The 24825-nt window shown below is 73.4% G+C and carries 20 protein-coding genes; 11 read left to right on the forward strand and 9 right to left on the reverse strand.

Annotation, left to right across the window (positions count from 1 at the left end; genetic code table 11):
- Positions 1 to 143 precede the first annotated feature (143 nt).
- On the forward strand, positions 144 to 2441 hold the full coding sequence (locus tag ACWGJ2_RS13670) for an MMPL family transporter (protein ID WP_453346240.1): 2298 nt from the start codon (positions 144 to 146) through the stop codon (positions 2439 to 2441).
- Positions 2442 to 2528: 87 nt separating this feature from the next.
- Here the strand turns inward: ACWGJ2_RS13670 and ACWGJ2_RS13675 are convergent, their stop codons facing one another.
- On the reverse strand, positions 2529 to 3380 hold the full coding sequence (locus ACWGJ2_RS13675) for a PP2C family protein-serine/threonine phosphatase (RefSeq protein WP_453346241.1): 852 nt from the start codon (positions 3378 to 3380) through the stop codon (positions 2529 to 2531).
- Complete coding sequence (locus ACWGJ2_RS13680) at positions 3377 to 3796, reverse strand: SsgA family sporulation/cell division regulator (protein WP_453346242.1); 420 nt, start codon at positions 3794 to 3796, stop codon at positions 3377 to 3379. Before ACWGJ2_RS13680 ends, ACWGJ2_RS13675 begins: the two co-directional genes overlap by 4 nt.
- A gap of 207 nt (positions 3797 to 4003) precedes the next feature.
- On the opposite strand from ACWGJ2_RS13680, the gene ACWGJ2_RS13685 reads away from it, so the two are divergent.
- The 5 genes from ACWGJ2_RS13685 (at position 4004) to ACWGJ2_RS13705 (ending at position 10073) form a co-directional block, all read left to right on the forward strand.
- Complete coding sequence (locus ACWGJ2_RS13685; RefSeq protein ID WP_453346243.1) at positions 4004 to 5653, forward strand: sigma factor; 1650 nt, start codon at positions 4004 to 4006, stop codon at positions 5651 to 5653.
- Positions 5654 to 5804: 151 nt separating this feature from the next.
- Positions 5805 to 7070: an energy-coupling factor ABC transporter permease gene (locus ACWGJ2_RS13690; protein WP_453346244.1), complete on the forward strand. Its 1266-nt coding sequence runs from the start codon at positions 5805 to 5807 to the stop codon at positions 7068 to 7070.
- 1 nt (position 7071) lies between these two features.
- Positions 7072 to 7848 carry a cobalt ECF transporter T component CbiQ gene (gene cbiQ / locus ACWGJ2_RS13695; protein ID WP_453346245.1) on the forward strand — a complete coding sequence of 259 codons (777 nt, stop codon included), beginning with the start codon at positions 7072 to 7074 and terminating at the stop codon, positions 7846 to 7848.
- A complete protein-coding gene (locus tag ACWGJ2_RS13700) occupies positions 7836 to 8651 on the forward strand; it encodes an energy-coupling factor ABC transporter ATP-binding protein (RefSeq protein WP_453346246.1) in 816 nt (271 codons plus the stop codon). The genes cbiQ and ACWGJ2_RS13700 overlap by 13 nt, the downstream gene beginning before the upstream one ends.
- Before the next feature lie 147 nt (positions 8652 to 8798).
- Positions 8799 to 10073: a serine hydrolase domain-containing protein gene (locus ACWGJ2_RS13705; protein WP_453346247.1), complete on the forward strand. Its 1275-nt coding sequence runs from the start codon at positions 8799 to 8801 to the stop codon at positions 10071 to 10073.
- A 49-nt stretch (positions 10074 to 10122) separates the two neighbouring features.
- Here the strand turns inward: ACWGJ2_RS13705 and ACWGJ2_RS13710 are convergent, their stop codons facing one another.
- Positions 10123 to 10992 carry an arylamine N-acetyltransferase family protein gene (locus ACWGJ2_RS13710; protein WP_453346335.1) on the reverse strand — a complete coding sequence of 290 codons (870 nt, stop codon included), beginning with the start codon at positions 10990 to 10992 and terminating at the stop codon, positions 10123 to 10125.
- A gap of 177 nt (positions 10993 to 11169) precedes the next feature.
- On the opposite strand from ACWGJ2_RS13710, the gene ACWGJ2_RS13715 reads away from it, so the two are divergent.
- Positions 11170 to 11961, forward strand: coding sequence for an SDR family NAD(P)-dependent oxidoreductase (locus ACWGJ2_RS13715; RefSeq protein WP_453346248.1), 792 nt, complete (start codon positions 11170 to 11172; stop codon positions 11959 to 11961).
- A gap of 477 nt (positions 11962 to 12438) precedes the next feature.
- Here ACWGJ2_RS13715 and ACWGJ2_RS13720 read toward each other — a convergent pair whose 3' ends face one another.
- The 6 genes from ACWGJ2_RS13720 to rsmI form a co-directional block, all read right to left on the reverse strand.
- Positions 12439 to 13362: a 4-(cytidine 5'-diphospho)-2-C-methyl-D-erythritol kinase gene (locus ACWGJ2_RS13720; protein WP_453346249.1), complete on the reverse strand. Its 924-nt coding sequence runs from the start codon at positions 13360 to 13362 to the stop codon at positions 12439 to 12441.
- Positions 13359 to 14342 (reverse strand): 16S rRNA (adenine(1518)-N(6)/adenine(1519)-N(6))-dimethyltransferase RsmA, encoded by a 984-nt coding sequence (gene rsmA, locus ACWGJ2_RS13725; protein WP_453346336.1) that lies wholly within the window; start codon positions 14340 to 14342, stop codon positions 13359 to 13361. The genes ACWGJ2_RS13720 and rsmA overlap by 4 nt, the downstream gene beginning before the upstream one ends.
- A gap of 120 nt (positions 14343 to 14462) precedes the next feature.
- On the reverse strand, positions 14463 to 15923 hold the full coding sequence (locus ACWGJ2_RS13730; protein WP_453346250.1) for a ubiquitin-like domain-containing protein: 1461 nt from the start codon (positions 15921 to 15923) through the stop codon (positions 14463 to 14465).
- A 112-nt stretch (positions 15924 to 16035) separates the two neighbouring features.
- The gene (locus ACWGJ2_RS13735; protein WP_453346251.1) at positions 16036 to 16851 is read right to left on the reverse strand and encodes a TatD family hydrolase; all 816 of its coding nucleotides are present in this window, start codon (positions 16849 to 16851) and stop codon (positions 16036 to 16038) included.
- A 113-nt stretch (positions 16852 to 16964) separates the two neighbouring features.
- Positions 16965 to 17282: a hypothetical protein gene (locus ACWGJ2_RS13740; protein ID WP_453346252.1), complete on the reverse strand. Its 318-nt coding sequence runs from the start codon at positions 17280 to 17282 to the stop codon at positions 16965 to 16967.
- Between the two features lie 154 nt (positions 17283 to 17436).
- Positions 17437 to 18312, reverse strand: a complete 876-nt coding sequence (gene rsmI, locus ACWGJ2_RS13745; protein WP_453346253.1) for a 16S rRNA (cytidine(1402)-2'-O)-methyltransferase — start codon at positions 18310 to 18312, stop codon at positions 17437 to 17439.
- 1187 nt (positions 18313 to 19499) lie between these two features.
- Between rsmI and ACWGJ2_RS13750 the strand changes: the two genes are divergently transcribed.
- The 4 genes from ACWGJ2_RS13750 (at position 19500) to ACWGJ2_RS13765 (ending at position 24752) form a co-directional block, all read left to right on the forward strand.
- Entirely contained in the window at positions 19500 to 21254 is a 1755-nt protein-coding gene (locus ACWGJ2_RS13750) for a dolichyl-phosphate-mannose--protein mannosyltransferase (RefSeq protein WP_453346254.1), read from the forward strand.
- 281 nt (positions 21255 to 21535) lie between these two features.
- Entirely contained in the window at positions 21536 to 23185 is a 1650-nt protein-coding gene (locus tag ACWGJ2_RS13755; RefSeq protein WP_453346255.1) for a penicillin-binding transpeptidase domain-containing protein, read from the forward strand.
- Between the two features lie 197 nt (positions 23186 to 23382).
- Complete coding sequence (locus ACWGJ2_RS13760) at positions 23383 to 23883, forward strand: YbaK/EbsC family protein (protein WP_453346256.1); 501 nt, start codon at positions 23383 to 23385, stop codon at positions 23881 to 23883.
- Positions 23880 to 24752, forward strand: a complete 873-nt coding sequence (locus tag ACWGJ2_RS13765; protein WP_453346257.1) for an EamA family transporter — start codon at positions 23880 to 23882, stop codon at positions 24750 to 24752. The genes ACWGJ2_RS13760 and ACWGJ2_RS13765 overlap by 4 nt, the downstream gene beginning before the upstream one ends.
- Positions 24753 to 24825: the final 73 nt, after the last annotated feature.

Here is a 24825-nt window from a genome sequence, read left to right on the forward strand (position 1 = left end):
TCCCCGCGCTCACCCTGATCGTGCGAGGCGGCGTCTTTTGGCATGAGCTGACACCCGTGGCACGACCGTGGCCCCCCACCCGGGACGTCAGTCTCCGTTTTCGTCTTCCGTCCATACCGATCCGAGACCGGAGAAACACGCTCGTGGCCACGTTCCTGTACAAGCTCGGCAGACTCGCCTTCCGGCGGCGCCGCTTCGTCGCCCTCATATGGGTGGCGCTGCTCGTCGCCGCCGGAGTGGGCGCCTCCACCGCTTCCAGTCCACCGGACGACGACTTCGCGCTCCCCGGAACGGAGGCCCAGCGGGCCTTCGACCTCCTGGAGGACCGCTTCCCCGACGCCAACGCCGACGGCGCCACGGCCCGCATGGTCTTCCGCGCCCCGAACGGCGAGAAGATCACGGCCGCCGACAACAGGGCCGCCGTCCAGGAGACGGTGAAGGAGCTGGGCGGCGGGCAGGCCGCCGCCGTCTCCGACCCGTTCGCGCCGAAGAGCGGCGCCGTCAGCAAGGACGGCACCACCGCCTACGCCTCGGTGACCTACAAGGTCGCCACCACCGACCTCACCGACGCCACCCGCGAGGGCATCGAGGACGCGGCCCAGCACGGGCGCGACGCGGGGCTGACCGTCGAGACGGGCGGCGACGCGCTGCTGACCGAGCCCGACATGGGCAACGGCGAGATCTTCGGTATCGCCGTCGCCGCCGTCGTCCTCGTCCTCACCTTCGGTTCGCTGGTGGCGGCCGGGCTGCCGCTGATCACGGCGCTGATCGGCGTCATGATCGGCATCTCGGGCATCGCCGTGCTGGGCTCTCCGCTCGGCCTGTCGGCCAACACCACCACCCTGGCGATGATGATCGGCCTCGCGGTCGGCATCGACTACGCCCTGTTCATCGCCTCCCGCTACCGCGCCGAGCTGGCCGGGGGCCGGGAGCGCGAGGAGGCGGCGGGCCGGGCAGTGGGCACGGCGGGCTCCGCCGTCGTGTTCGCCGGGCTGACGGTGGTCATCGCGCTCGCGGGACTCGCCGTCGTCAACATCCCCGTCCTCACCAAGATGGGCCTCGCCGCAGCGGGAACCGTCGTCATCGCCGTCCTCGTGGCGATCACGCTGGTGCCCGCCGCGCTCGGCCTCGTCGGCAAGCGCATCTACGGGCGCAAGGTGCGCAAGGCCAACCCGGAGACCGGGGTACCGGCCCGGCGCGCCGAGGGCGCCAGGCCCCCGGCGGGCGCGCGCTGGGCGGGTTTCGTGCTGCGCCGTCCGCTGATGGTGCTGGCCGTTGCCGTACTGGGCCTCGGCGCCATCGCCGTACCGGCCGCGAGCATGCAGCTCGGCCTGCCCGACGAGGGCAACCAGCCGGCGGACACCACGCAGCGCAAGGCGTACGACCTGCTGTCCGACGGCTTCGGGCCCGGCTTCAACGGGCCGCTGATGGTGGTCGTCGACACCCGGCAGAGCGACGATCCGAAGGCGGCGGCGCGTGAGGTCGGCGAGCGGGTCGCGAAGACCGAAGGCGTCGTGGCCGCCGCGCCGCCCGTCTTCAACAAGACCGGCGACACCGCGACCCTCACCGCCATCCCGGATTCGGGGCCGAGCAGCACGAAGACCGAGGACATCGTCCACGCCATCCGCGACCAGGCGGGCTCCATCGAGTCCGCGACGGGCGCGAAGGTGCTGGTCTCGGGCGCGACGGCCGTCACCATCGACTTCTCCCAGGTGATGAACGACGCGCTGGTGCCCTATCTGGCGCTGGTCGTCGGGCTGGCCTTCCTGCTGTTGATGCTCGTCTTCCGCTCCGTGCTCGTCCCGCTGAAGGCCGCGCTCGGCTTCCTGCTGTCGGTCCTGGCGGCGCTGGGTGCCGTGGTGGCCGTCTTCCAGTGGGGCTGGCTGGCGGGGCTGATCGGCGTCGAGCAGACCGGGCCGATCATGAGCATGATGCCGATCTTCATGGTCGGGGTCATCTTCGGCCTGGCGATGGACTACGAGGTCTTCCTGGTGACGCGCATGCGCGAGGCGTATGTGCACGGGGAGGGCCCGGGGCAGGCCATCGTCACCGGGTTCGAGCTGGGCGCCCGCGTCGTCACGGCAGCTGCGGTGATCATGATCAGCGTCTTCGCGGGCTTCATCGGGGCCTCGGAGGCGATGATCAAGATGATGGGCTTCGGCCTCGCCGTCGCGATCCTCTTCGACGCGTTCGTGGTGCGGATGGCGATCGTCCCGGCCGTGCTCGCGCTGCTGGGCAAGAAGGCGTGGTGGCTGCCGGGCTGGCTCGACCGCATCCTCCCGAACGTCGACGTGGAGGGCGAGAAGCTGCGCCGGCGACTGGAGGCGGAAGCGCCCGAGGACGGTGGCGGCGGTGGTCACGGTGACGGTGGCGGTTCCGGCGGGCCCGCGCCGAAGCCGTGGATCCCGAGGCAGCGCGACCACGAGTCGAGCGGGGTCTGACGGGCCCCGGTCCGACGGGGGGCGAGGGGGACCCGGTGCGGTGCGCCGGGTCCCCCTCGCGCTGCCCGGCCCGCCCGGCCCAGGCGGCTAAGGCGTGGTGGCCGTCTCCCAGCGGGAGGTGGCGGCCCGCGCCCGCGAAGGGCGCATCGCCAGCACGGCCATGTCGTCCCTGACGTGGCCGTCCGTGTGTGCGTGCACGTCGCGGCGCAGGTGCCGCACCAGCTCGGCGGGGGTGCTCGCGGCGTACGGGGCCAGCCGCCGCACGGGGTCGTAGAAGGCGCCCCGCGCGTCGCGGGCCTCGGTCGTGCCGTCCGTCATCAGCAGGAGCGTGGCCTCCTCGGGGAAGGCCAGCGCGACCGTACCGGCCGCACCCCGCGCCGGAGCCAGCGCCCGCAGCCCGAGGGGCAGACCGGGCCGCACCGGCTTCAGCGCCCGTACGGTGCCGTGCCCCGACGCGGCTCCGGGGTCTCCGGGGTCACCGGGGCGCAGCAGCAGGGGCGCGGGGTGGCCCCGGTTGAGCAGGCGCAGCACGCCGGTCGCGGGGTTCAGCTCGGCCGCCACGACGGAGGCGAAGTGCTCGTCGGCCAGCGGCCCCTCGCGGCGCGAGGTGTGCCGGAGCATGGCCTGTTCCAGCATGTCGACGAGAGTGTGCAGCGTGGGCGCGCGGTGCGCGGCCGTGCGGAAGGCGCCGAGCAGCGCGTTCGCGCCCCCGGCCGCTTCCGGGCCCTTGCCGCGTACGTCGCCGATCAGCAGCCGCAGCCCGTACGGGGTGTCGGCCGTCGCGTGCAGGTCGCCGCCGTCACGGCCCGCGGCGACGCCGGGGCCGGGGGCGCCGGGGGCGTTCGCCGGTGCGGGTGCCGTCGCCAGGGGCGGCGTCGGCGATGTCGGCGGCGTCGGCGGGGCGCCGGGGCGGCCGTGGGTCAGGTGCCCGGTGGTCATGGCTGCACACCCCTGAGCAGTGCGGCGAGCCCGCGTTCGAGCCCGAGCCGCAGGGGTTCCTTGCCGGGGGCCACGACGTCGTACGAGCGCAGCAGGAAGTGCCGCAGATCCGCGCTGCGGAACTCCAGCAGGGCCACGCCCTCCGGCGAGCGCAGCTCGATCACCGTACGGTCGGGTCCACAGGGCCAGACGTGCACGTCGCCTTCGCCCGAGGGGGCGCGCAGCCCCCCGATCAGCAGATCGCGGGCGAAGGCCCAGGTCACCTCGGCCCCGTCGAGGGACGCGTCGGCGGGGAAGACGAGCCGGACGGCGAGCGGGTCGCCACCGTCGTACCGGAGGGCAGCGCTCAGTGTCCGCCCGGCGGGCGGCTGAGCGATCAGGCGTGCCTGTGCGATGTGGTCGATGACTGCGGACATCGTCTGCTCCTCTGGTGTCGGGGGCGGCGGAGCCGCACAGCTCCGTGTTGCCCCTTCGACCTGTGAGACGCGTGGTGCATTACGGGGGTCACCCGGAAAACGGGGTGAGCTGTGCCACAGGGCTGGCGGAATGTGACCCATGCCACCTCTAAATGGGTTAAATAGCACTTACGGTTTAAGTCGCACCAGCCAAGGGAGTTTCCTGCCATGAACGACCCCCGACACCGCGCCGAGGGGGCCGAAGCCGACGCCCACACCGGTGCTGTCCCCGACGCGCAGGCGTACGCGCGCGTCTACGAGGAGGAACATCCCGGGCTCGTCTCCTACGCGCGCACCCTGACGGCCAACCGCTGGCTGGCCGAGGACCTGGTCGCCGAGGCCCACTTCCGGGTCTGGCGGCGGATCTCCTCGGGGTACGAGGTCGAGAACGTCCCCGCCTACCTCCGTACCGTCGTGCGCAATCTCGCCCTGACGGTCGGCGCGGCGCAGGCCCGCGAGACCCCGCGCGGGCTGGCCCCGGGGTCCGGGCCGGGCGCCGGGTCCGGCGGTGACCCGGGGCAGCGGGTCGCTTACGTGGACCTGCTGGCCAGGGTGCTGGAGCAGCTTCCCGAGCGGCAGGTGAAGGCGCTGTGGCTGGCCGAGGCCGAGGACCAGCCGCTGGAGGCGGTGGGCCGCACGCTCGGCTCCAGCCGCAACGCGACGGCCGTCCTGCTGCACCGGGCCCGCGAAGGACTGCGCCAGGGGTTCCTGCGCCAGCAGCCCGGCACCCCGAGGGACGCCGCCTGCGCCGCGCACTGGGAGCGGCTGCCCGCGCATGTGCGGGGCATGGGCTCCGACCGCGCCACCCGCGATCTGGAGCGGCACCTGGGGGAGTGCGCCGACTGCCGGGAGCGGATGGCGCTGCTGATGCGCGCGAACGACAGGCTGCCCGCGCTGGTCGGGCCCGCGTTGCTGGTGGTCCTGGCGGGTGGCGGCGCGAAGGTCCTGGCGGCGCTGGCCGGGGCGGGCGCGGCCTCGGGTTCCGACGCGGGTTCCGGGTCCTCCGGGTCCGGGTCCGGTTCGGCTTCCGGTTCCGGCGGGTCCGGGGTCTCGGGCGTCGTGCTCGGGCCCCTGCGGTTCGCCAGGGAGGCGGTCGGGAGGCTGCCGACGCAGGCCACGGTGGGGGTCGTGGGCCTCGCGGCCGTCGGCACCGTGGCCGTGGCCGGGCTGGCCGTCACGGGGCACGGGCAGCCTGCGGGCGAGCGTGCCCAGGGCTCCGGCGGGTCGACGGCGCCCCCGTCCTCCTCCTACGGGGGTGCGGACGGGTCAGGGGAGCGCACCCCCGGCCCCGGAAGCGCCGACCCGACGGAGACGACCGGCCACCCGGACACGCGCTACCCACGCGCGGAGTCCAAGGAGACCACGGAGCCCGCGCAGCGCCCGGATCCGGCGCAGCGCCCGGAGTCCGCGGAGCCCGAGGACTCGACGGCGCCCTCCGACGGGCCCGCCTCGCACGAGCCCCCGGACTCCCCTTCGGACCCTCCGCCGAAGTCGCCGTCGGGCTCCCCCTCGGACAGCCCCGCGACGGACGGGCCCTCGGACAGCCCGACGCCCGAGCCCTCGCGGGACCCGTCGGACTCTCCCTCGGACACCCCGTCGGACTCGCCTTCCGGATCCCCTTCCGGTTCCCCCTCGGAAGAGCCCTCGTCGCCCGCGCCCTCGCCCAGCCCGAGCCACATACCGGAGCGCAGCCCCACGCCGACCGCGCCCACGGGCTCCACGACGGGCTCGGCGACGGCTTCCACGAAGGGCTCCGCCGTCGCGCCGCACCGGACGTGCGTCGGCGCACACCCCGTCTACGTGTGCCAGTACCGCTGACGGTCCCGTCCCACCCCGCCCCGGTCCCGTCCCACCCCGCTCCGTAGTCGCGCACAAGGCACTCTTGCAAAGGGTTTGCAGGTAGCGACTATCATCAAACGGTTGCGCAGCCAGCCGTCAGAGCTGGGAGTGTCGAGAACCGGAGCGCCGCATGCATGTCCCCGACGGATTCATCAACGCACCCGTATCCGTCGCGACGGGCGTGGTCGCCGCCGGTGCCGTCGCCGTCTCGCTGCGCGGTGCGCGCCGCGAGCTGGACGAGCGGACCGCGCCGCTGGCCGGGCTGGTCGCGGCGTTCATCTTCGCCGTGCAGATGCTCAACTTCCCCGTCGCGGCCGGTACGAGCGGCCATCTGCTGGGCGGTGCGCTGGCCGCGATACTCGTCGGCCCGTACACGGGCGTGCTCTGCGTGGCCGTCGTCCTGCTGATGCAGGGCATCCTCTTCGCCGACGGCGGGCTGACCGCGCTGGGCGTCAACATCACGGACATGGGCGTGGTGACCGTCCTCGTCGCGTACGGGATCTTCCGCGGCCTGCTGCGCGTCCTGGCGCGCGGCAAGGGCACGGGTCCCGCACGCAAGGGCGCGGTCACGGCCGCCTCGTTCGTCGCCGCGCTGATATCCGTGCCCGCCGCCGCCGTCGCCTTCACCCTCGTCTACGCGCTCGGCGGCACGGCTGATGTCGCGCTCGGCAAGGTCTTCGCCGCGATGGTCGGGGTCCATGTGCTGATCGGCATCGGTGAGGCCGCGATCACGGCGCTGACCGTCGGCGCCGTCGTCGCCGTACGCCCGGACCTCGTGCACGGCGCGCGTGACGTGATGGCCTCGCCGCTCGCGCTGCGCGTGGTGAGCCCGGCGGCACCCGCGGCCCCCGGCTCGGGCGCTCAGGGCACGCCCCCTGCCGCCTCCGCTTCCACTTCCGTCCCGGCTTCCGCTTCCACTTCCGCTTCCGGCCCGGACGCGGAGGAGGCCGGCGCGACGGCTACGGGCCGCCGCGCCACGTGGCGGATCTGGCTCGCCGGGCTCGTCGCTGCCCTCGTCTGCGCGGGCGTCGTCAGCTTCTACGCGTCCGCCAGCCCCGACGGCCTGGAGAAGGTCGCCGCCGACAACGGCATCGACAAGAAGGCGGAGGACCACGCCGCCGAGGACTCCCCGCTGGCCGACTACGGCGTCAAGGACATCGCGGACTCCCGCCTCTCGGGCGGCCTCGCGGGCGTCATCGGTGTCGGGGTGACGCTCGCCGTCGGCTCGGGAGTCTTCCTCGTCGTACGCCGCCGCACGGCCGCCGCCACATCAACGTCGCCCACATCCACATCCACATCCACGTCCACCTCCGCCTCCGCGTCCGGAAGCGAACCCGGCCAGGCCGGGCAGGGCAGCCAGGACAGCAGCCAGAGCAGCCAAGGCGGCCAGGTCTGACATGGGCGCCGGACACGCGCATCTGCTCTACCAGCACGGGCACTCGCCCGTGCACGCCCTGCCGCCGCACTGCAAGCTCGCCGCCGTCCTCTGCTTCGTCGTCGTGGTCGTCTCCACGCCGCGCGAGGCGATGTGGGCCTTCGGGCTGTACGCGGTGCTGCTCGCGGCCGTCGCCGCCGTGGCCCGCGTGGCGCCCGCGCGGGTGCTGAAGCGGATGCTGATCGAGGTGCCGTTCGTCGCCTTCGCCGTGCTGATGCCGTTCGTGGCAGAGGGGCAGCGGACCGAGGTTGACGTGCCCGTGCTGGGGGCGCTGTCGCTGTCCGTGCCGGGGCTGTGGGGCGCCTGGAACGTCCTCGCCAAGGGCACCCTCGGCGTCGCCGCCTCCGTCCTGCTGGCCTCGACGACCGAGCTGCGGGAACTCCTCCTCGGGCTCCAGCGGCTGCGGCTGCCCCCGCTGCTCGTCCAGATCGCCTCGTTCATGGTCCGCTACGGGGACGTCGTCACCGACGAGATGCGCCGCATGCGCATCGCCCGCCTCTCCCGGGGCTTCGAGGCCCGTGGCGTACGGCAGTGGGGCGTGCTCGCCAAGTCCGCCGGTGCCCTGTTCATCCGCTCCTACGAGCGCGGCGAACGCGTACACCTCGCCATGGTCAGCCGTGGCTACACCGGTTCGATGCCCGTCATCGACGAGGTGACCGCGTCCGGCGCGCAGTGGCGCCGCGCCGCCGCGCTCCCGCTCTCCGCCCTCGCGATCTGTCTGCTGGGATGGCTGCTGTGACCGACCCGAACCCCCGCCCGAACCACCACCCGCACCCCACGTCCCCCTCCGCCCCCTCGCTCCAGGTCGCCGGGCTGGCCTACGCGTACCCCGACGGCCACCAGGCACTGTTCGGCGTCGACCTCACCGTCCAGCGGGGCGAGCGCGTCGCGCTGCTCGGTCCCAACGGCGCGGGCAAGACCACCCTCGTCCTCCACCTCAACGGCATCCTCACGGCGGGCGCGGGCTCCGTCACCGTCGCCGGGCTGCCCGTCGGCAAACGGGACCTGGCCGAGATCCGCCGCCGCGTCGGCATCGTCTTCCAGGACCCCGACGACCAGCTCTTCATGCCGACCGTCCGCGAGGACGTGGCCTTCGGGCCCGCCTCGGCCGGGCTGCGCGGCGCCGAGCTGGAGTCGCGGGTGCACGACGCGCTGGCCCAGGTCGGCATGGCGGCGTACGCGGACCGCCCGCCGCACCACCTCTCGTTCGGGCAGCGCCGCCGCGTCGCCGTGGCCACCGTGCTCGCGATGCGCCCCGAGATCCTCGTCCTCGACGAGCCCTCCTCCAACCTCGACCCGGCCTCGCGCCGCGAACTCGCCGACATCCTGCGCGCCCTGGACGTCACTGTGCTGATGGTCACGCACGACCTCCCGTACGCGCTGGAGCTGTGCCCGCGCTCCGTCGTCCTCAGCGACGGGGTCATCGCGGCGGACGGCGGCACGCAGGAGCTTTTGTGCGACGGCGAGTTGATGGCCGCGCACCGGCTGGAGCTGCCGTTCGGCTTCGACCCGAGGTCGGTCACGGTGCCGGGCGGCCGGTAGCGCGAGCCCGCGCGGGGCCCCGTACGAGTGGGCCGCGGCGACCCGTACGAGTGGGCCGCGTGGGGCCGCGCGAGCGGGCCACGCTCCCGCCCGGCCGGGGCCCGAAGCCGGTCCCGGTGCGTAACCGCATCAGCGGCCCGTTGCACCATGGATGTCGCACAGCAGACGGAAAGCGGCGGGAGCGAAGAAAACGTGGTCGACGTCCAGGGCACGGTGGCGGACGGTTTCGAACCGGTCCGGGACGCCTTCGTACGCAACTTCGCCGAGCGCGGCGACACCGGCGCGGCCGTGACGGTGCACAGGCACGGGCGCAAGGTCGTCGATCTGTGGGGCGGCACCAAGGGGCCTGACGGGGAGCCGTGGACCCGGGGGACGGCGGTCGTCGTCCGCTCGGCGGGCAAGGGGCCGGCGGCGTCCGTGCCGCACATCCTGCACCAGCGCGGACAGCTCGACCTGGACGCGCCCGTCGGCACCTACTGGCCCGAGTTCAAGGCGAACGGCAAGGAACGCGTGCTGGTGCGGCACCTGCTCTCGCACCGCGCCGGAGTGCCCGCGCTCGATGTGCCGCTCACCCCGCAGGAGGCCATCGACGGCGTCAGCGGCCGTCGCGCCCTCGTCGCGCAGACGCCCGCCTGGCAGCCGGGCACCGCGCACGGCTACCACCCGCACACCTTCAGCTGGCTGCTCGGCGAACTCGTGCGGAGGGCCACGGGGCGCTCCCTCGGCCGCTGGTTCGCCGAGGAGATCGCCCGCCCGCTCGACCTCGCGCTCTGGTTCGGGCTGCCCGCTTCCGGCCAGTGGCGGGTCGCGCACAGCGAGCGCGTCGAGACGCCGCCCCCGCCGGCCGCCAAGGGGCTGCGCGTGCGGCCCAAGCGCTCCGTCACCGACGCCTACGAGGACCCGGCCTCGCTGACCAGCCGCGCCTTCGGCTCCATCGACCCGCACCCCGACGAGAACGACGTCCCCTACCGCGCCGCCGGACTCCCCGGCTCCGCGGGCATCGCGACGGCCCGCTCCCTCTCCCGCTTCTACGCGGCGCTCATCGGCCCCGTACACGCGGAGCCGGAGCCAGAGACGGGGCCGGAGACGCCGGGCGCGGAGCCGGAACCGGAGGCCGCGTGCGCCGGGCGGCGGCTGTTCACCCCGGCGACGCTCACCCAGGCCAGGTCCGAGGAGTCCTCGGGCCCCGACCAGGTGCTCGTCGTCTCCACCCGCTTCGGCCTCGGCTTCATGCTGCACGGCCCCGCCTCGCCGATGCTGGGCCCCGGCTCGTTCGGGCACCCGGGGCGCGGCGGCTCGCTGGCCTTCGCCGACCCCGAGACGGGGACAGGATTCGCCTACGTCACCCGCGCGATGCAGCGTTCGGTCACCTCGGACCCGCGCGCCGAGGCCCTCGTACGGGCGCTGCGCGCCTGCGGCTGACGGCGCCGGTACGGGAGCGGGAGCGGGAGACGGGCGGGGCGCTACGGCCTCAGCTCAGCCCGGCGACCAGCCGCCGCGCGTCCTCGGCCTCCAGCCGGATGCCGAAGAGACCGTCCAGCGCCTCGGGGACCTCGCCCGGCGCCAGCTCGCGCGCCTCGCGGGAGCCGTCGAGTGGCCGGGTGGTCGTCAGCGTCAGCCCGTCCAGCACATGCAGCCGGTCGGGCAGCACCCGCTGGATGAAGGGACGCGTGACGAAGGGGGAGCGGGGGTGGGTGGCGACGAAGTGGTTCGCGGCCTCGTAGTCGACGGGGTAGCGCGGGTCCGGCGTCGTGCCGTGCCGGTCGAACCAGCGGCCTTCCGCCGCGTCCCACGCGTACAGCATCCAGCCCCGCGCGCCGGGCGTCACGGTGCGCCACTCCAGGCGGTAGCGCCAGTCGTCGGCGCTCGCCTCCGCGCCGTCGGCCAGCTCGATCGGGGTGAGCGGGCTGGACCCGAAGCCGACGTCGCACAGCCACACGCGCCCCGTCTCCGGGCCCTCTGCCGTCTCTGCCGTCCCCGCCGTCTCCACGCGCAGCATCGCGTGCGTCTCCGGCTTGACCTTGTCCGAGCCCATCCGCACCCGGCCCAGCAGCCCCGTCAGCCCGAAGCCGAAGCGCTCCAGGGCCGCGGCGAAGAGCGTGACGTGCTCGAAGCAGTAGGCGCCGCGTGTGCCGTGCCGACGGTGCACCAGCTTGTCCTGGAGCGCGGCCAGGTCCAGCGGGATGTCGCGGCCGAGGATGATCTCCAGGTTCTCGAACGGGAGCGCCAGCACGTGCGCGCGGTGCAGCTCGCGCAGCGCGTCGAAGGTGGGTGCGCGCTCCCCGTCGTAGCCGATACGGGCCAGGTAGGCGTCCAGGTCGAGCTGTTCGCCGTGCCAGATGCTGTCCACTTCTCGTCCGTCTCGCTCTGCTCGTTCGGTTCGCTCGGTTGGCTCGTCCCGGTCGGTGACCGCGCCCTCCCATGATCAGCGCCCGCCCGGCCCCTGCGCATTCCCGGCCCGTGATTCAGGGGTCTCGTACGGGTGATCGGCGCGCGCGTTCTGCGCTAGCCTCGCCCGATGCGGCGATTCGAGGGGTACGCGGCGCTGGTGACGGGCGCAGGGCGGGGGATCGGAGAGGCGATCGCCAGGCGGCTCGCGGACGAGGGCGCGAAGGTGCTGGTGACGGATCTCGACGGAACGCGGGCCGCGAAGGCCGCCGAACGGATCCGTGAGGCGGGCGGCGAGGCCGAGAGCCGCGCCTGCGACGTGGGGGACAGGATCGCCGTCGAGGAGACGGCAGCGCTCGTGGCGAAACGCTTCGGCGGATTCGACGTCCTCGTGAACAACGCCTACTCCTGCCATCCCGACGCCGACTCCTTCGAGGACGCGTCGGACGACAGCTGGCTGCGCGACATGGACATCACCTTGAACGGCGCCTTCCGCTGCTCCCGCGCCGCCATGCCCTACCTGGCGGCGTCCGGGGGCCGGGGCGCCATCGTCAACATCGGCTCCGTCAACGGCAGCCAGGACTTCGGCAACCACGCCTACAGCGCGGCGAAGGCGGGCCTGGCCAGCCTGACCCGTACGCTCGCGGGCCAGAGCGCCCCGCGCGGCGTGCGCGTCAACCTCATCGCGCCCGGCACGGTCGACACGCCCAACTGGGCGGGGAGGGGCGAGGCGCTGGAGCGCGCCGCCGCGGAGTATCCGCTCGGCCGCGTGGGGCACCCCGGCGACATCGCGTCGGCCGCCGCCTTCCTCGCCTCGTCCGACGCCGCCTGGATCACCGGCGTCACCCTCCCCGTAGACGGCGGCCTCACCTTCAGCAACCTCGGCCTGCGCCGCGCCCTCCGCGGCCAGGACCGCGCCTGAGCGCGGCGCGGGCGCGCTGCGCTGAGCCGTTCACGGACCGGGCGGATGCGGGGCCGATCGGGCGTCGGTCCGTGTCGGCACGGGATGCGCCGGATGCACCGGATGCACCGGGCATGGCCGAGCGGTGAGTTGAGCAGGCGAGCGGGCCGCGCGGTGCGCTGGGTCCCCAGGCGCGCGGGTTGCGGCAGACGGCATGCTGCGCCGGGGCGTCGGGGTCCGGTTGTTCACCGGCCGGCCGGGTCGGCCTGGCGTCGGGCCACGCCGACACCGGAGGCACCGGATGCTGTGGATGCACCGGGCGTGGCCGAGCGGTGAGTTGAGCGGGTCAGCGGGCCGCGCGGTGCGCTGGGTCCCCAGGCGCGCGGGTTGCGGCAGACGGCATGCTGCGCCGGGGCACTGGGGCACCGGAGCCCGGTCCCTCCCAGGGGCCCTGTCCAGGCCGGCAGGGCCGCGCGGCGTTCGTCGCCTCGTCCAGGGTCAGGCGAGGACCCGGGCGCCGGGGGCTGGGCCCGTCGCGGGGCGGGCGGTGCGGCAGGTGCGGGAGGCGAGGAGGGACTCGGCGACGGAGGCCGCCGACTCGGCGTCCTTCGCGAGGAACGCGCACGTCGGCCCGGACCCCGAGACCAGCGCGGCCAGCGCACCGGCCGCCGTGCCCGCCTCCAGCGTCTCGGCGAGCGAGGGCCGCAGCGAGACGGCAGCGGCCTGGAGGTCGTTGGAGAGCGCCCCGGCCAGCGTCGCCGCGTCGCCCGTGCGCAGCGCCTCCAGCAGCCTGTCCGACGGCTCGGGCGCTGGGACGTCGGCGACACCGGCGCCCGTACCCGCGCTCTCGCGCAGCCGGTCGCACTCCCCGTAGACGGCCGGTGTGGACAGCCCGCCCTCGGCGACGGCGAACACCCAGTGGAACGTCCCGCCGGTCTCCAGCGGCGTCAGCAGTTCGCCCCTCCCACGCCCCAGCGCGGCCCCGCCCACCAGGCTGAACGGCACGTCGGAGCCCAGCTCGGCGCAGAGCGCGAGCAGTTCGTCCCGCGAGGTGTGCGTACCCCACAGCGTGTCGCAGGCGAGCAGCGCGCCCGCCGCGTCGGCGCTGCCGCCCGCCATGCCGCCCGCGACGGGGATGTCCTTCGCGATGTGCAGATGCACGCGCGGCTCCAGGCCGTGCCGCGCGGCCAGCGCGCTCGCCGCGCGGGCCGCGAGGTTGGTGCCGTCGAGCGGGATCTCGCCCGCGTCGGGTCCGGAGGCGGTCAGCCGGAGCGCGTCGGCGGGGGTGGCGCTCACCGAGTCGAAGAGGCTGACGGCCAGGAAGACGTTGGCCAGGTCGTGGAAGCCGTCGGCGCGGCGTCCGCCGACCGCCAGCTGGACGTTGACCTTGGCCGGTACCCGGACGGTGACGGTGCTGGTCACGCGGCGCTCCCCCTGTGCTTTCCGTTCCGGCCGCTGCGGCCGTTGTCCTCGTGGCTGGTGTCGTGGCTGTTCTCGTGGCCGGTGCCGTTCGCGCCACCGCCGTCCTCGCGGGCGTACGTGCGCCGTCCCCCTTCACCGGAACCGGAACCCGTGCCGCCGCGCGGCCCGTGCTCGGCGATGGCGGCGAACTCCTCGACCGTCAGCCCCTCGCCCCGCGCCTGGGGCGACACCCCGGCGGCGCGCAGCGCCTCCTCCGCCGCCGCTGCCGAGCCCGCCCAGCCCGCGAGCGCCGCGCGCAGCGTCTTGCGGCGCTGCGCGAACGCCGCGTCGACCACCGTGAAGACCTCGTCCCTGGCCGCGCTCGTGCGCGGCGGCTCGCGGCGTACGAGCGAGACCAGGCCCGAGTCGACGTTGGGCGCGGGCCAGAAGACGTTGCGGCCGATCGCTCCGGCCCGCTTCACCTCGCAGTACCAGGCGGCCTTGACCGACGGCACCCCGTACACCTTCGAACCCGGCGCTGCGGCCAGCCGGTCGGCGACCTCGGACTGGACCATGACGAGCGTGCGCTCGATCGTCGGGAAGACCGCGAGCATGTGCAGCAGCACAGGGACCGCGACGTTGTAGGGCAGGTTGGCGACGAGCGCGGTCGGCGGCGGCCCCGGCAGGTCCGCGGGCCCCACCCGCATCGCGTCGGCGTGCACCAGCGCGAAGCGGCCGGCGCGCTCGGGGAGTCGCGCCCGTACCGTCGCGGGCAGCCCTGCGGCGAGCGCGTCGTCGATCTCGATGGCCGTCACCCGCTCCGCCGTCTCCAGCAGCCCGAGCGTCAGCGAGCCGAGCCCCGGGCCGATCTCGGCCACCACGTCGTCGGCGCGGACACCGGCCGTGCGCACGATCCGGCGGACGGTGTTGGCGTCGATGACGAAGTTCTGGCCGCGCTGCTTGGTGGGGCGCACCCCCAGCGCGTCGGCGAGTTCGCGGATGTCGGTGGCGCCGAGGAGGGGGTCGGCGTGCCCGGTGTCGGGGCCGGGGGCCGGGCCGTCGGAGGGGCCGGGGGCTGGGTCGTCGGGGGCTGCGCTCACCGCGTCAGTTTACGGGCGCGCTCACTGCGTGAGTCTCCGCCCGCAGTGCGGCCACGGGCTCGCGCCCCTGTCCACGTAGAGCTTCTTCGCGCGGAACGTCTGCTCGGCACCCGACGCGTCCTGCGGCCTGCCGCTGCCGCCGAGGCGCCGCCAGGTCTGGGTGTCGAACTGGTACAGCCCGCCGTACGTCCCCGACGGGTCCACCGCGTCCGGCCTGCCGCCCGACTCGCACTGCGCGAGACCGCCCCAGTTGAGGTGGTCGGCGCCCGCGACGGACCGCGGCATCGGCTTGGTCCCCACCTTGACGATCCGGGCCTGCGGGCGGCGCACCACCTCGGTACCGATGCGCTTCGGCTTCTCCTTGACGCCGTTCACGGTGCGCAGCCGGTACGTGGTCCGCCTCAGCCCAGGGCGTCCCTGCCGCTCCACGACCTCGGTGCCCTTGTTCAGCGAGGCGTCCTCGCGGCGCACGGTGTCGTACGGAATGCGCTCCTCCGCCACCTTCTGGCCGCCCGTGATGCGCATGACCTTGATGACCTGCCCGTCGCGCGGGAAGCCGTCGAGCGCGACGGACGTGGTGTCGTCGCCCGTCAGCTCGATGCCCGCCTCGTCCAGTGCCTCCTCGACCGTGGCCGCGTTCGTGCGCACGGTGTGCTCGCGGCCGTCGGCGACGAAGGTGACGCCGCGCTCCGTCCGTACGGACAGGTCCAGGCCCCGCCGCGCGATCCGCGCGCCGCGCGACACCGACAGATAGGCGCCCTCGGCGCGCACGCCCAACTGGTCGAGCGCGCCGTCCACGGTCCGCGCTGTGGTCCACACCCGGCGCCGGCTGCCGTCGAGTTCGAGGGAGAGGGGGCGGCCGTAGCGCACGGCGATCTCGTCCCCGTTGGCGAGCTGCTCGCGCGGGGACGGCGCGACGATGTCGTGCGCGCCGACCTTCAGGCCCTCGTCCTCCAGCAGCTCGCCGACGTCGTCGGCGAAGGTGTGCAGGGTGCGCGGGGTGCCGTCGACGCTGAGGCGTACCGCCTTGTCGTGCGCGACGAACGCGGAGGTGCCGCCCGCGAGGAACGCGACGACCAGCGCCTGCGGGAGCAGCCGCCGCAGCGCGTCCGGCCGCTGGACCGGTCTCCCCGGTCTCCCCGGTCTCCCCGGCTTCCCGCGCCCCCGTGCCCCCGCCGCCGCCTTGCGGGCCGCTGCCCGCCCGCCACTGGGCGCGACGGGCGGGGCGACGGGCGGTACGGGGCCGTCGGGCACGGGCCCGGGTTCGGGCTCCTGGGCCGCCGCGTACCCCTCGTACTCCCCGTACGGGTCGGAGGGCTCGGGGGCGCCGGAGGGGGTGAGGGGGTCGTAGTGCGCCCCGTACGGCTGCGCGTACGCCTGCTCACAAACCGGCTGCCCGTACTCCCCGTCCTGCCCGTACGCGTGCCAGGGGCCTTGCGGCGTCTCGTACAGCGGGCCATACGGTGCGTGCGGCTGACTCACGGCACTCCAAGGTCGTCCGGCGGTGTGGCGGGCCGGGACTGTAGCGGAGTGCACGTGACTCTCCCAAGCGACGCGACTACACAGCGTCACTCGTACGGGGGTGTCAGTAGCCTCAGTAGCCGAAGGCGAGCGCCGTGTTCTTGGCGATGTGTTCCGCCAGCACGTCCTCGGACATCCCCTTCGTCTCCGCCATCGCGCGCAGGGTGACCGGAACGAGATACGGCGCGTTGGGCCGACCGCGGTACGGCGCCGGAGTCAGGAACGGCGCGTCCGTCTCCACCAGCACCAGCTCGGGCGGCGCGACGGCGAGCGCGTCACGCAGCGGCTGGGCGTTCTTGAAGGTGACGTTCCCGGCGAAGGACATGAAGTAGCCCTTGGCCGCGCAGACCTCCGCCATGGCCGCGTCGCCCGAGTAGCAGTGGAAGACGGTCCGCTCCGGCGCGCCCTCCTCGTCGAGGAGGCGCAGCACGTCCTCGTGCGCGTCGCGGTCGTGGATGACCAGGGCCTTGTCCAGCCGCTTCGCGATCTCGACATGCGCGCGGAAAGAGCGCTTCTGCGCGGCGACGCCGTCCTCGCCCGTACGGAAGTAGTCCAGCCCCGTCTCGCCCACGGCCAGCACCTGGGGGAGCGCCGCCAGCTCCTCGATCCCCGCCAGCGCCGCGTCGAGGTCCGGCACCCGGGGTGCCTCGTTGGGGTGCAGCGCGACGGCCGCGTGCACCGACGCGTGCGCGGCGGCGGTCTCGGCGGCCCACCGCGAACGCTCCAGATCGCAGCCGACCTGGACGACCGTGGTGACCCCGACCGAGGCCGCCGCCGCCAGGGCCTCCTCGACTCCGGAGTCCTGCATGTCGAGATGGGTGTGCGAGTCGGCGACCGGCACACGGAGCGGTTCGGGCAGCGGCGGTGCGGGCTGTGCGGTCTTCGGCATGCCCGCGATCATAATTCGTGCCCGCCACGGCCAATTCACCGGATCATACTGTGGGGGGTTTCACGTGGTGCGCGAGTTTCCTGTGGCGTGAGGTTTTCACGCGGTGCGAGGTTTCACGCGGTGCGCGGGATCACCGGCTGTACGGGAGACCTGTGGTGCGGCAATGCGGCCTCCGCCGTGGAAACCCGGCCCGAACGCATGATCCTCACCAGGTGCCCCTCGCAATTGAGGCACGTGGGGTGAGTGAGCGGGGACGGGACGCGTGCGCCATCCGCGTAGTAGACGATGTGCGGGCGGCCGTCGGCATATTCGAGATGCACTATCTCGTACTCCTGCTCCCAGCCGTGCCCGCAGCGCATGCAGGCGAACGAGTAGGACTCGTGGACCGCGTCACTCGCCTCGCCCCCGCCACTGTTGCCCGTGTGATTCATGGCAGCTCCTCTCTCCGAGCGGGTGGCCCACTTACCAGTGGACTCCCCTTTCCGAGGAAGCGCAGCAGCCTTTCGCGTTATTGGGGCAGATTTGGCCTTCACATAGCGAAGGCGGCCACGGCACGGGTCCGGCTTTGCCTTTAACCGTAGCCCTTTACTCGCCGGTCGGCTTTCCGCCCGTGGAATCGTGCGCGTTCTTTACCGCGACCACCGCATCGAATACGTCACGCTTGGGTACCCCCGCATTCCGCGCGACGGCCGCGATGGCCTCCTTGCGGCGTTCCCCCGCCTCCTCGCGCACGGCGACCCTGCGCGCCAGCTCGGCCGCGTCCAGCTCCCCCGGATCCGGCTCCGGGGCGCCCTCGACGACGACGGTGATCTCGCCCCGCACCCCCTCCGCCGCCCAGGCGGCCAGCTCCTTGAGGGGGCCGCGCCTGACCTCCTCGTACGTCTTCGTCATCTCACGGCACACCGCGGCACGCCGCTCCCCGCCCAGCGCCTCCGCCATCGCCGCGAGCGCGGCCTCCAGCCGGTGCGGGGACTCGAAATAGACGAGCGTGCGCCGCTCGTCCGCGGCCTCGCGCAGCCGCGCCAGGCGCTCGCCCTGCTTGCGGGGCAGGAACCCCTCGAAGCAGAACCGGTCGACCGGCAGCCCGGACAGTGCCAGCGCCGTCAGCACGGCGGAGGGCCCCGGGACGGCCGTGACCCGCACGCCGCGCTCCACGGCGGCGGCGACCAGCCGGTAGCCGGGGTCCGAGACCGACGGCATCCCCGCGTCGGTGACCAGCAGCACGCGGGCGCCTCCGGCGAGCGCTTCGGCGAGTTCGGGGGTACGGGCCGACTCGTTCCCCTCGAAGTACGACACGATCCTGCCCTCGGGGCGCACGCCGAGTGCCTGCGTCAGCCTGCGCAGGCGGCGGGTGTCCTCGGCGGCGACGATGTCCGCCTCGGCGAGTTCCCTTGCGAGGCGGGGCGGTGCGTCTTCGGCGTCGCCGATGGGGGTCCCTGCGAGTACGAGCGTCCCAGTCACGCCCCCATCCTCCCAGGACGCGCGGGGCGCTGCGCTGGGCGGTTCGACGTTTGGGGGTTGCCCTCTTCGCCGGGGGTGTTGCGCGGGACGGTTCGCCGGTGTGGTGGGCGCCGCAGGGTCCCGCGCTGATTTTCGTACCGTGGCACGGGGGTGCCGTCGTGTGGCGGAGCGCCGTGTTCGGCTGCCTGGCCGGTGGCTTCGGCGCGGCGTATGGACCGGTGCGTCGCGGCTTGCGCCGCGTGGTTCTTGGCTTGCGCCGGTGGTTATGGGGTGCCTGGGTGGTGGGGGTCGGCGCCGCGCCGGGGTGTCTCCTCGGCGTGAAGGTCTCGTGTTCGGCTTTCGGCCGGTGACTTTCTCGACCTGCGGGGACACCCCACCACGTCCCCTCCCACCCGGTGGCCAACAGCAGGTCGGTGCCCCCTCCGCTTGTGCCCATGCTGTGTGCCCGCACCTGGCGGTACGGGCCCAGCTCTGTCACGGGAAGCCGACGGCGACGGCTCACCCTTGTTGTGGGCAAGCGTCCCGCTCGGCGAGGGGGCACCTCCCAGCGGTAGCTGGGGGAGGGTGGGCACAACCCGTGCCACCGGCCCGCAGCACGCGAACGAACCCCCAAGGGGCACCCGGCTACGCACCCCCGGCAGGGGGTGTTGCGCGGGACGGTCGGCCCGTGGAGTGGGGACCGTAGGTCCCGCGCTGAATTTGTGCCGCCGCACGCCATGGAGTCGGCCCCGGCGGACCCGGAGGAGCAGCGGGTCACCGGCGGGACGGGGACGTGGTGGGGTGTCCCCGCAGGTCGAGACGAACGACGGTGGAAAGCCGAAAACGAAAGCTTCACGCCGAGGAGACACCCCACCGCGGCACCGGACACCCAAGAACACGTACCCCACACGGCCACCGGCGCAAGCCAAGAACCACGCGGCGCCAGCCGCGACGTACCCGCACCACACGCCGCGCCGAAGCCACCCACCCGCACCCGGAAACGGCGAACCGCCCAGCGCAGCGCCCCCGCCCCGGCGTGCTGCGGCACAAAAATCAGCGCGGGACCCTGCGGCACCCACCACACCGGACAACCGTCCCGCGCAACACCCCCGGCGAACAGGGCAACCCCCGTTTTCCTTCCGCACCCCGCGAAGGGAGCCGCCCCCGCGAAGGGTGAGGCCCACAGGCGGGTTCCCTACGATGGGCCGGTGACGACCAGTGACACCGCGGCGGACGTCGAGCGCGAGGCCCCCTCGGACAGCCTGCCCACGTGGCAGTCCCGACTGCGCCGCTTCGGATACGTGGGCCACCCCCGCCCCGGCACGCGGCACCGCCTCGTGCCCCCCTTCCCGTCCCCTGACGTGCGTCTAGGCGCGCTCTTCGGGTTCTCACCGGTCGTCGCGGCCCGCTTGGCGCGGTGGTCCGCCTGGGGCGGCCCGGTGCTGATCGCGCTCGTCGCCGGGCTGCTGCGCTTCTGGCGGCTGGGCTCACCCCACGCGGTGATATTCGATGAGACGTACTACGCCAAGGACGCGTGGTCCCTCCTCCAATACGGGTACGAGGGCACCTGGCCCGAGAACGCCAACGACAAGATCCTGGGCGACCCGTCCCGTATCCCGCTGTCACCGGACGGCTCGTACGTCGTGCACCCGCCCGTCGGGAAGTGGGTGATCGCGCTCGGCGAGTGGATGTTCGGCCTGGACCCGTTCGGCTGGCGCTTCATGACGGCGGTGCTCGGCACCCTGTCGGTGCTGATGCTGTGCCGGATCGGGCGGCGGCTGTTCCGTTCGACCGCGCTCGGCTGCCTCGCGGGCGGTCTGATGGCCGTCGACGGGCTGCACTTCGTGATGAGCCGCACGGCGCTGCTCGACCTGGTGCTGATGTTCTGGGTGCTGGCGGCCTTCGGCTGTCTGCTGATCGACAGGGACAGAACCCGCGCGCGCCTGGCCCGCGCGCTCCCGGAGGCCGAGCCATCGGGGGACGCACCGCCCTCAGGCGAAGCCCCGCGCGAGGTGCGCCCCGACCCCGACGTCGGCGACCGGTTCTCGCTCGGCCTGCGCCCTTGGCGGCTGGCCGCCGGGCTCTGCCTGGGCCTGGGTCTCGCCACCAAGTGGAACGGCCTCTACATCCTGGCCGCCTTCGGCATCCTCACCGTCCTGTGGGACGTGGGAGCACGCCGCACGGCGGGCGCCTCGCGCCCGTTCCTCGCGGCCGTGCGCAAGGACGCGCTGCCCGCGTTCCTCTCGCTCGTCGTCGTGTCGGTCTGCACCTACGTGGTGTCGTGGGCGGGCTGGTTCGCCACCAAGGGCGGCTACTTCCGCGACTGGGCCGACGAGCAGGGCGCGGCCGGGCCCTGGGGCTGGCTCCCCGGACCGCTGCGCAGCCTGTGGCACTACGAGTCCGAGGTGTACGACTTCCACATCGGCCTCACCTCGGGGCACACGTACCAGTCCAACCCGTGGAGCTGGCTCGTCCTGGGCCGTCCCGTCTCGTACTTCTACGAGTCGCCCAAGGCGGGCAAGGACGGCTGCACGGACGTGGCCGAGGGCTGCGCCCGCGAAGTGCTCGCCCTGGGGACACCGTTGCTGTGGTGGGCGGGGTGCCTCGCGGTGCTGTACGTGCTCTACCGCTGGCTCTTCCGGCGCGACTGGCGCGCGGGCGCGATCCTGTGCGGAATCGCCGCGGGCTACCTCCCCTGGTTCATGTACCAGGAGCGGACGATCTTCCTCTTCTACGCGGTCGTCTTCCTGCCGTTCATCTGCCTGGCGCTGGCCATGACGATCGGCGCGCTCGCCGGACCGCCGGGCGTGAGCGACCGCAGACGCACGATCGGCATCGTCGGCTCGGGCGTGCTGGTGCTGCTCATCATCTGGAACTTCATCTACTTCTGGCCGATCTACACGGGCCAGACGATCTCCATGGACGCCTGGCGCAACCGCATGTGGTTCGACACCTGGATCTGAGCAGGGGAAGGTGGGGACTCACGAGTCGCAAGTAGTCTTCATCCGAAACGAACTTGATCTAGATCTCTTCTGGAACTGATCGGTCCGGAAACGACGTCTGTGACTTCGGTTCCACTCCGGGCCCGAAACCCCCGGATCCGGTGAATCCTCGAATCCACATCCCCGCGATATGCCGCCGAACGGGCATACCGGGGCACGTTCGGTAACGCGCGTGCTCTAGGGTGCCTCGGACAGGTCCTTGGTCGCGTTGGCTGAGGCGGGGTGGAGGGGCAGATTCTCAGATGCGTGACAGTCAGAAGATGGCGGTGATCGGCGGCGTGGCCGCCGCGATCGTCGGCGCTACCGGCTTCGGCGTTTACGCCCTTGTCGGCAGCGACGACAAGAGCGGTGGCGGCGGCGAAGGTAGCGTCTCCGCGGACGGCAAGCCGGGCGGGGAGGTCAAGACCGGCCCGCCCAGCAGCGCCGAAGTGCGGACGACCGCCGAGAAGTTCCTGAAGGCGTGGGCCGTCGGCAACACCAAGTCCGCCGCACAGCTCACCGACGACAAGATCGAGGCGGCGAAGGACCTGGGCGACTTCCGTAAGGAAGGCCACGTCGCGAAGCTCGGGCTCACCCCCGGCACCGCCTCCGGCAGCAAGGTGCCGTTCGATCTCGCGGCCAAGATCTCCTACAAGCAGGAGAAGACCTCACTGGCCTACACCTCCGCGCTGGAGGTCGTACGCGACAAGAAGACCGGCGCTGCCGTGGTCGACTGGAAGCCCGCGGTGATCCACCCGCAGCTCCAGGAGGGCCAGTCCATCAAGACCGGTGAGGCGGGCACCCCGCCCATCGAGGCCGTGGACCGCAACGGCGCCGCGCTCACCAAGGAGGAGCACCCCGGCCTCGCCGACGTGCTCGACGACCTGCGCAAGCGCTTCGGCGACAAGACGGACGGCAAGGCGGGCATCGAGACCCGCTTCGTCGACTCCAAGGGCAAGGACACCGGCACCACCCTGCGCACCCTGTCCAAGGGCACGCCCGGTGAGCTGAAGACCACCCTCGACAAGAAGGCGCTGGAAGCGGCCGAGAGCGCCGTCAAGGGCAAGAGCAAGGCGTCCGTCGTCGCGGTCAAGCCCAGCACCGGCGAGATCCTGGCCGTGGCCAACTCCCCGGCCAAGGGCTTCAACACCGCGCTGCGCGGCTCGCTGGCACCCGGCTCCACGATGAAGGTCGTGACCACGGCGATGCTGCTCGACAAGGGCCTCGCCTCGCCGAACAAGGCGCACCCGTGCCCGAAGTACGCGTCGTACGGCGGCTGGAAGTTCCAGAACCTCGACAAGTTCGAGATCAAGGGCGGCACCTTCGCGCAGAGCTTCGCCCGCTCCTGCAACACCGCCTTCATCACCCAGGCCGAGAAGCTGGAGAACTCCGACCAGGCCAAGGAGGCCCGCGAGATCTTCGGCATCGGCCTCACCTGGGAGGTCGGCACCGGCACCTTCGACGGCAGCGTGCCCGTCCAGTCCGGCACCCAGATGGCCGCCTCGCTGATCGGCCAGGGCGCCGTCCGCATGAACCCGCTGACGATGGCGTCGGTCTCCGCGACGGTGAAGGACGGCTCCTTCAAGCAGCCGGTGATCGTCTCCCCGTCGGTGGACGACCGCAAGCTCGCCAAGGCGTCCCGCACCATGAAGCCGCAGGTCCTCAGCGATCTGCGCTCCCTCATGAAGCTCACCGCCACCAGCGGCACCGCGGCCAGCGCGCTGTCCGGGCTCAGCGGCGACGTCGGCGGCAAGACCGGCTCGGCCGAGGTCGACGGCCAGAAGAAGCCCAATGCCTGGTTCACCGCCTACCGCGACGACATGGCCGCCGCGGCCGTCGTCCCGGAGTCGGGGCACGGCGGCACCAACGCGGGGCCCGTCGTCCGCAAGGTCCTGGAGGCCGCGGGCGAGTAGACCCCTCGCGGCGGGGCCCCACGGCCCCCTCCGCCCCGTTCCGCCACCTCACGCGCGTGGCCCGGTGCAGCACCGACCGGGCCACGCGCGGCCGTGTGCGGCCGGGGGCCGTGCGGCTGGTGGGACCCAGCGGGGGCGGTGGGGGCGGGCGGAAACCGCGTCGCCCGGCGCCGCGAGCGGCGGATACGGTCGGATACATGACCGAGCCATCTTCCGCGCACCCGCGCTTCGCCGCCGCCCTGTCCGAACTGGGCCTCACGGACGTGGAGATCCGCGCGTTCCCCGACGCGACGAGAACGGCGGCGCAGGCGGCCGAGGCCATCGGCTGCGAGCTGAGCCAGATCGTCAAGTCGCTGATCTTCGTAGCCGACGGTGAACCCGTCCTCGTCCTCATGGACGGCGCCTCGCGCGTGGACGTCGAGCGGGTACGGGCCGAACTGGGCGCCGAGACCGTGCGCCGCGCCGACGCGGACCTCGTACGCGAGGCGACGGGGTACGCCATCGGCGGCGTACCGCCCTTCGGCCACCTCACCGAAATGCGGGTGCTCGCCGACCGCGGGCTGCTCGCCCACACCGTCGTCTGGGCGGCGGCGGGCACCCCGCACACCGTCTTCGCGCTCGGTCCGACGGACCTCGTCGCCCACGCGGGCGGTTCCCTCGCCGACGTACGTGAGCAGCCCGCCGGCGCCGCTCGATGACCCCGCTGGTCGTCGCCGCGGTGCTCCTGGCCGCCGTGGCGCACGCCAGCTGGAACGCGCTGGCGCATGGCATACGGGATCAGCTTGTCGCCTTCACCCTCGTCGGCGGCGGGGGAGCGGTGTGCGGGGCCGTGCTCGCGTGCTTCGCGCCCGTACCGGCCGCGGCGGCCTGGCCCCCGCTGCTCGTGTCCGTGGCGCTGCACGTGGTGTACCAGTTGCTGCTGATGCGGTCGTTCGGGCTCGGCGACTTCGGGCAGATGTACCCGATCGCGCGCGGCACCGCGCCTCTCGTCGTGACCGTACTCGCGGCCGTCTTCCTGCACGAGCTGCCCGACGCGTGGCAGCTCGCGGGGGTCGCTGTGGCCTCAGCGGGGCTTGTCGGCGTCGCGCTGTGGGGGATCCGGGGTTCCTCCAAGGGCGGTTCCGGGGGCGGCGGCGGGGGCGGGGCGCAGTGGCCCGCGCTGACCGCCGCGGTGGCGACGGGGCTGGCGATCGCGGCGTACACCGTGGTCGACGGTGTGGGCGTACGGGCCTCAGGATCCGCGCTCGGCTACATCTCCTGGCTCATGATCCTGGAGGGCCTCGCGATCCCCGCCTGGGCGCTGGCCACGCGCCGCCGCGCGCTCGTGGAGCAGCTTCGGCCCGTCGCCGGGCGCGGGCTGGTGGGCGGGGCGTTGTCCGTGGCCGCGTACGGGCTGGTGCTGTGGGCGCAGACGAGGGCGCCGCTGGCGCCTGTCGCGGCACTGCGGGAGTCCTCGATCATCGCCGGTGCGGCGATCGGCGCCGTCTTCTTCAAGGAACGCTTCGGCGCCCCTCGCATCGCCGCGTCCGTGCTCATGGTGGGCGGCATAGCGCTGATGCTGCACTAGCCCCTTCGCGGGGGGCGGATTGAAACGGGGGGTTGCCGGTTCGCCGGGGGTGTTGCGCGGGACGGCTGGCCTC

It is taken from the genome of Streptomyces sp. NPDC054796, assembly GCF_053611545.1.

Coding starts and splice junctions, on each gene's coding strand:
- ACWGJ2_RS13675 (WP_453346241.1), bottom strand. CDS start 3,380: ATGACCACCGGGCACCTGACCCACGGCCGCCCCGGCGCCCCGCCGACG.
- ACWGJ2_RS13680 (WP_453346242.1), bottom strand. CDS start 3,796: ATGTCCGCAGTCATCGACCACATCGCACAGGCACGCCTGATCGCTCAG.
- ACWGJ2_RS13685 (WP_453346243.1), top strand. CDS start 4,004: ATGAACGACCCCCGACACCGCGCCGAGGGGGCCGAAGCCGACGCCCAC.
- ACWGJ2_RS13690 (WP_453346244.1), top strand. CDS start 5,805: ATGCATGTCCCCGACGGATTCATCAACGCACCCGTATCCGTCGCGACG.
- cbiQ (WP_453346245.1), top strand. CDS start 7,072: ATGGGCGCCGGACACGCGCATCTGCTCTACCAGCACGGGCACTCGCCC.
- ACWGJ2_RS13700 (WP_453346246.1), top strand. CDS start 7,836: ATGGCTGCTGTGACCGACCCGAACCCCCGCCCGAACCACCACCCGCAC.
- ACWGJ2_RS13705 (WP_453346247.1), top strand. CDS start 8,799: ATGGATGTCGCACAGCAGACGGAAAGCGGCGGGAGCGAAGAAAACGTG.
- ACWGJ2_RS13715 (WP_453346248.1), top strand. CDS start 11,170: ATGCGGCGATTCGAGGGGTACGCGGCGCTGGTGACGGGCGCAGGGCGG.
- ACWGJ2_RS13735 (WP_453346251.1), bottom strand. CDS start 16,851: ATGCCGAAGACCGCACAGCCCGCACCGCCGCTGCCCGAACCGCTCCGT.
- ACWGJ2_RS13740 (WP_453346252.1), bottom strand. CDS start 17,282: ATGAATCACACGGGCAACAGTGGCGGGGGCGAGGCGAGTGACGCGGTC.
- ACWGJ2_RS13755 (WP_453346255.1), top strand. CDS start 21,536: ATGCGTGACAGTCAGAAGATGGCGGTGATCGGCGGCGTGGCCGCCGCG.
- ACWGJ2_RS13760 (WP_453346256.1), top strand. CDS start 23,383: ATGACCGAGCCATCTTCCGCGCACCCGCGCTTCGCCGCCGCCCTGTCC.
- ACWGJ2_RS13765 (WP_453346257.1), top strand. CDS start 23,880: ATGACCCCGCTGGTCGTCGCCGCGGTGCTCCTGGCCGCCGTGGCGCAC.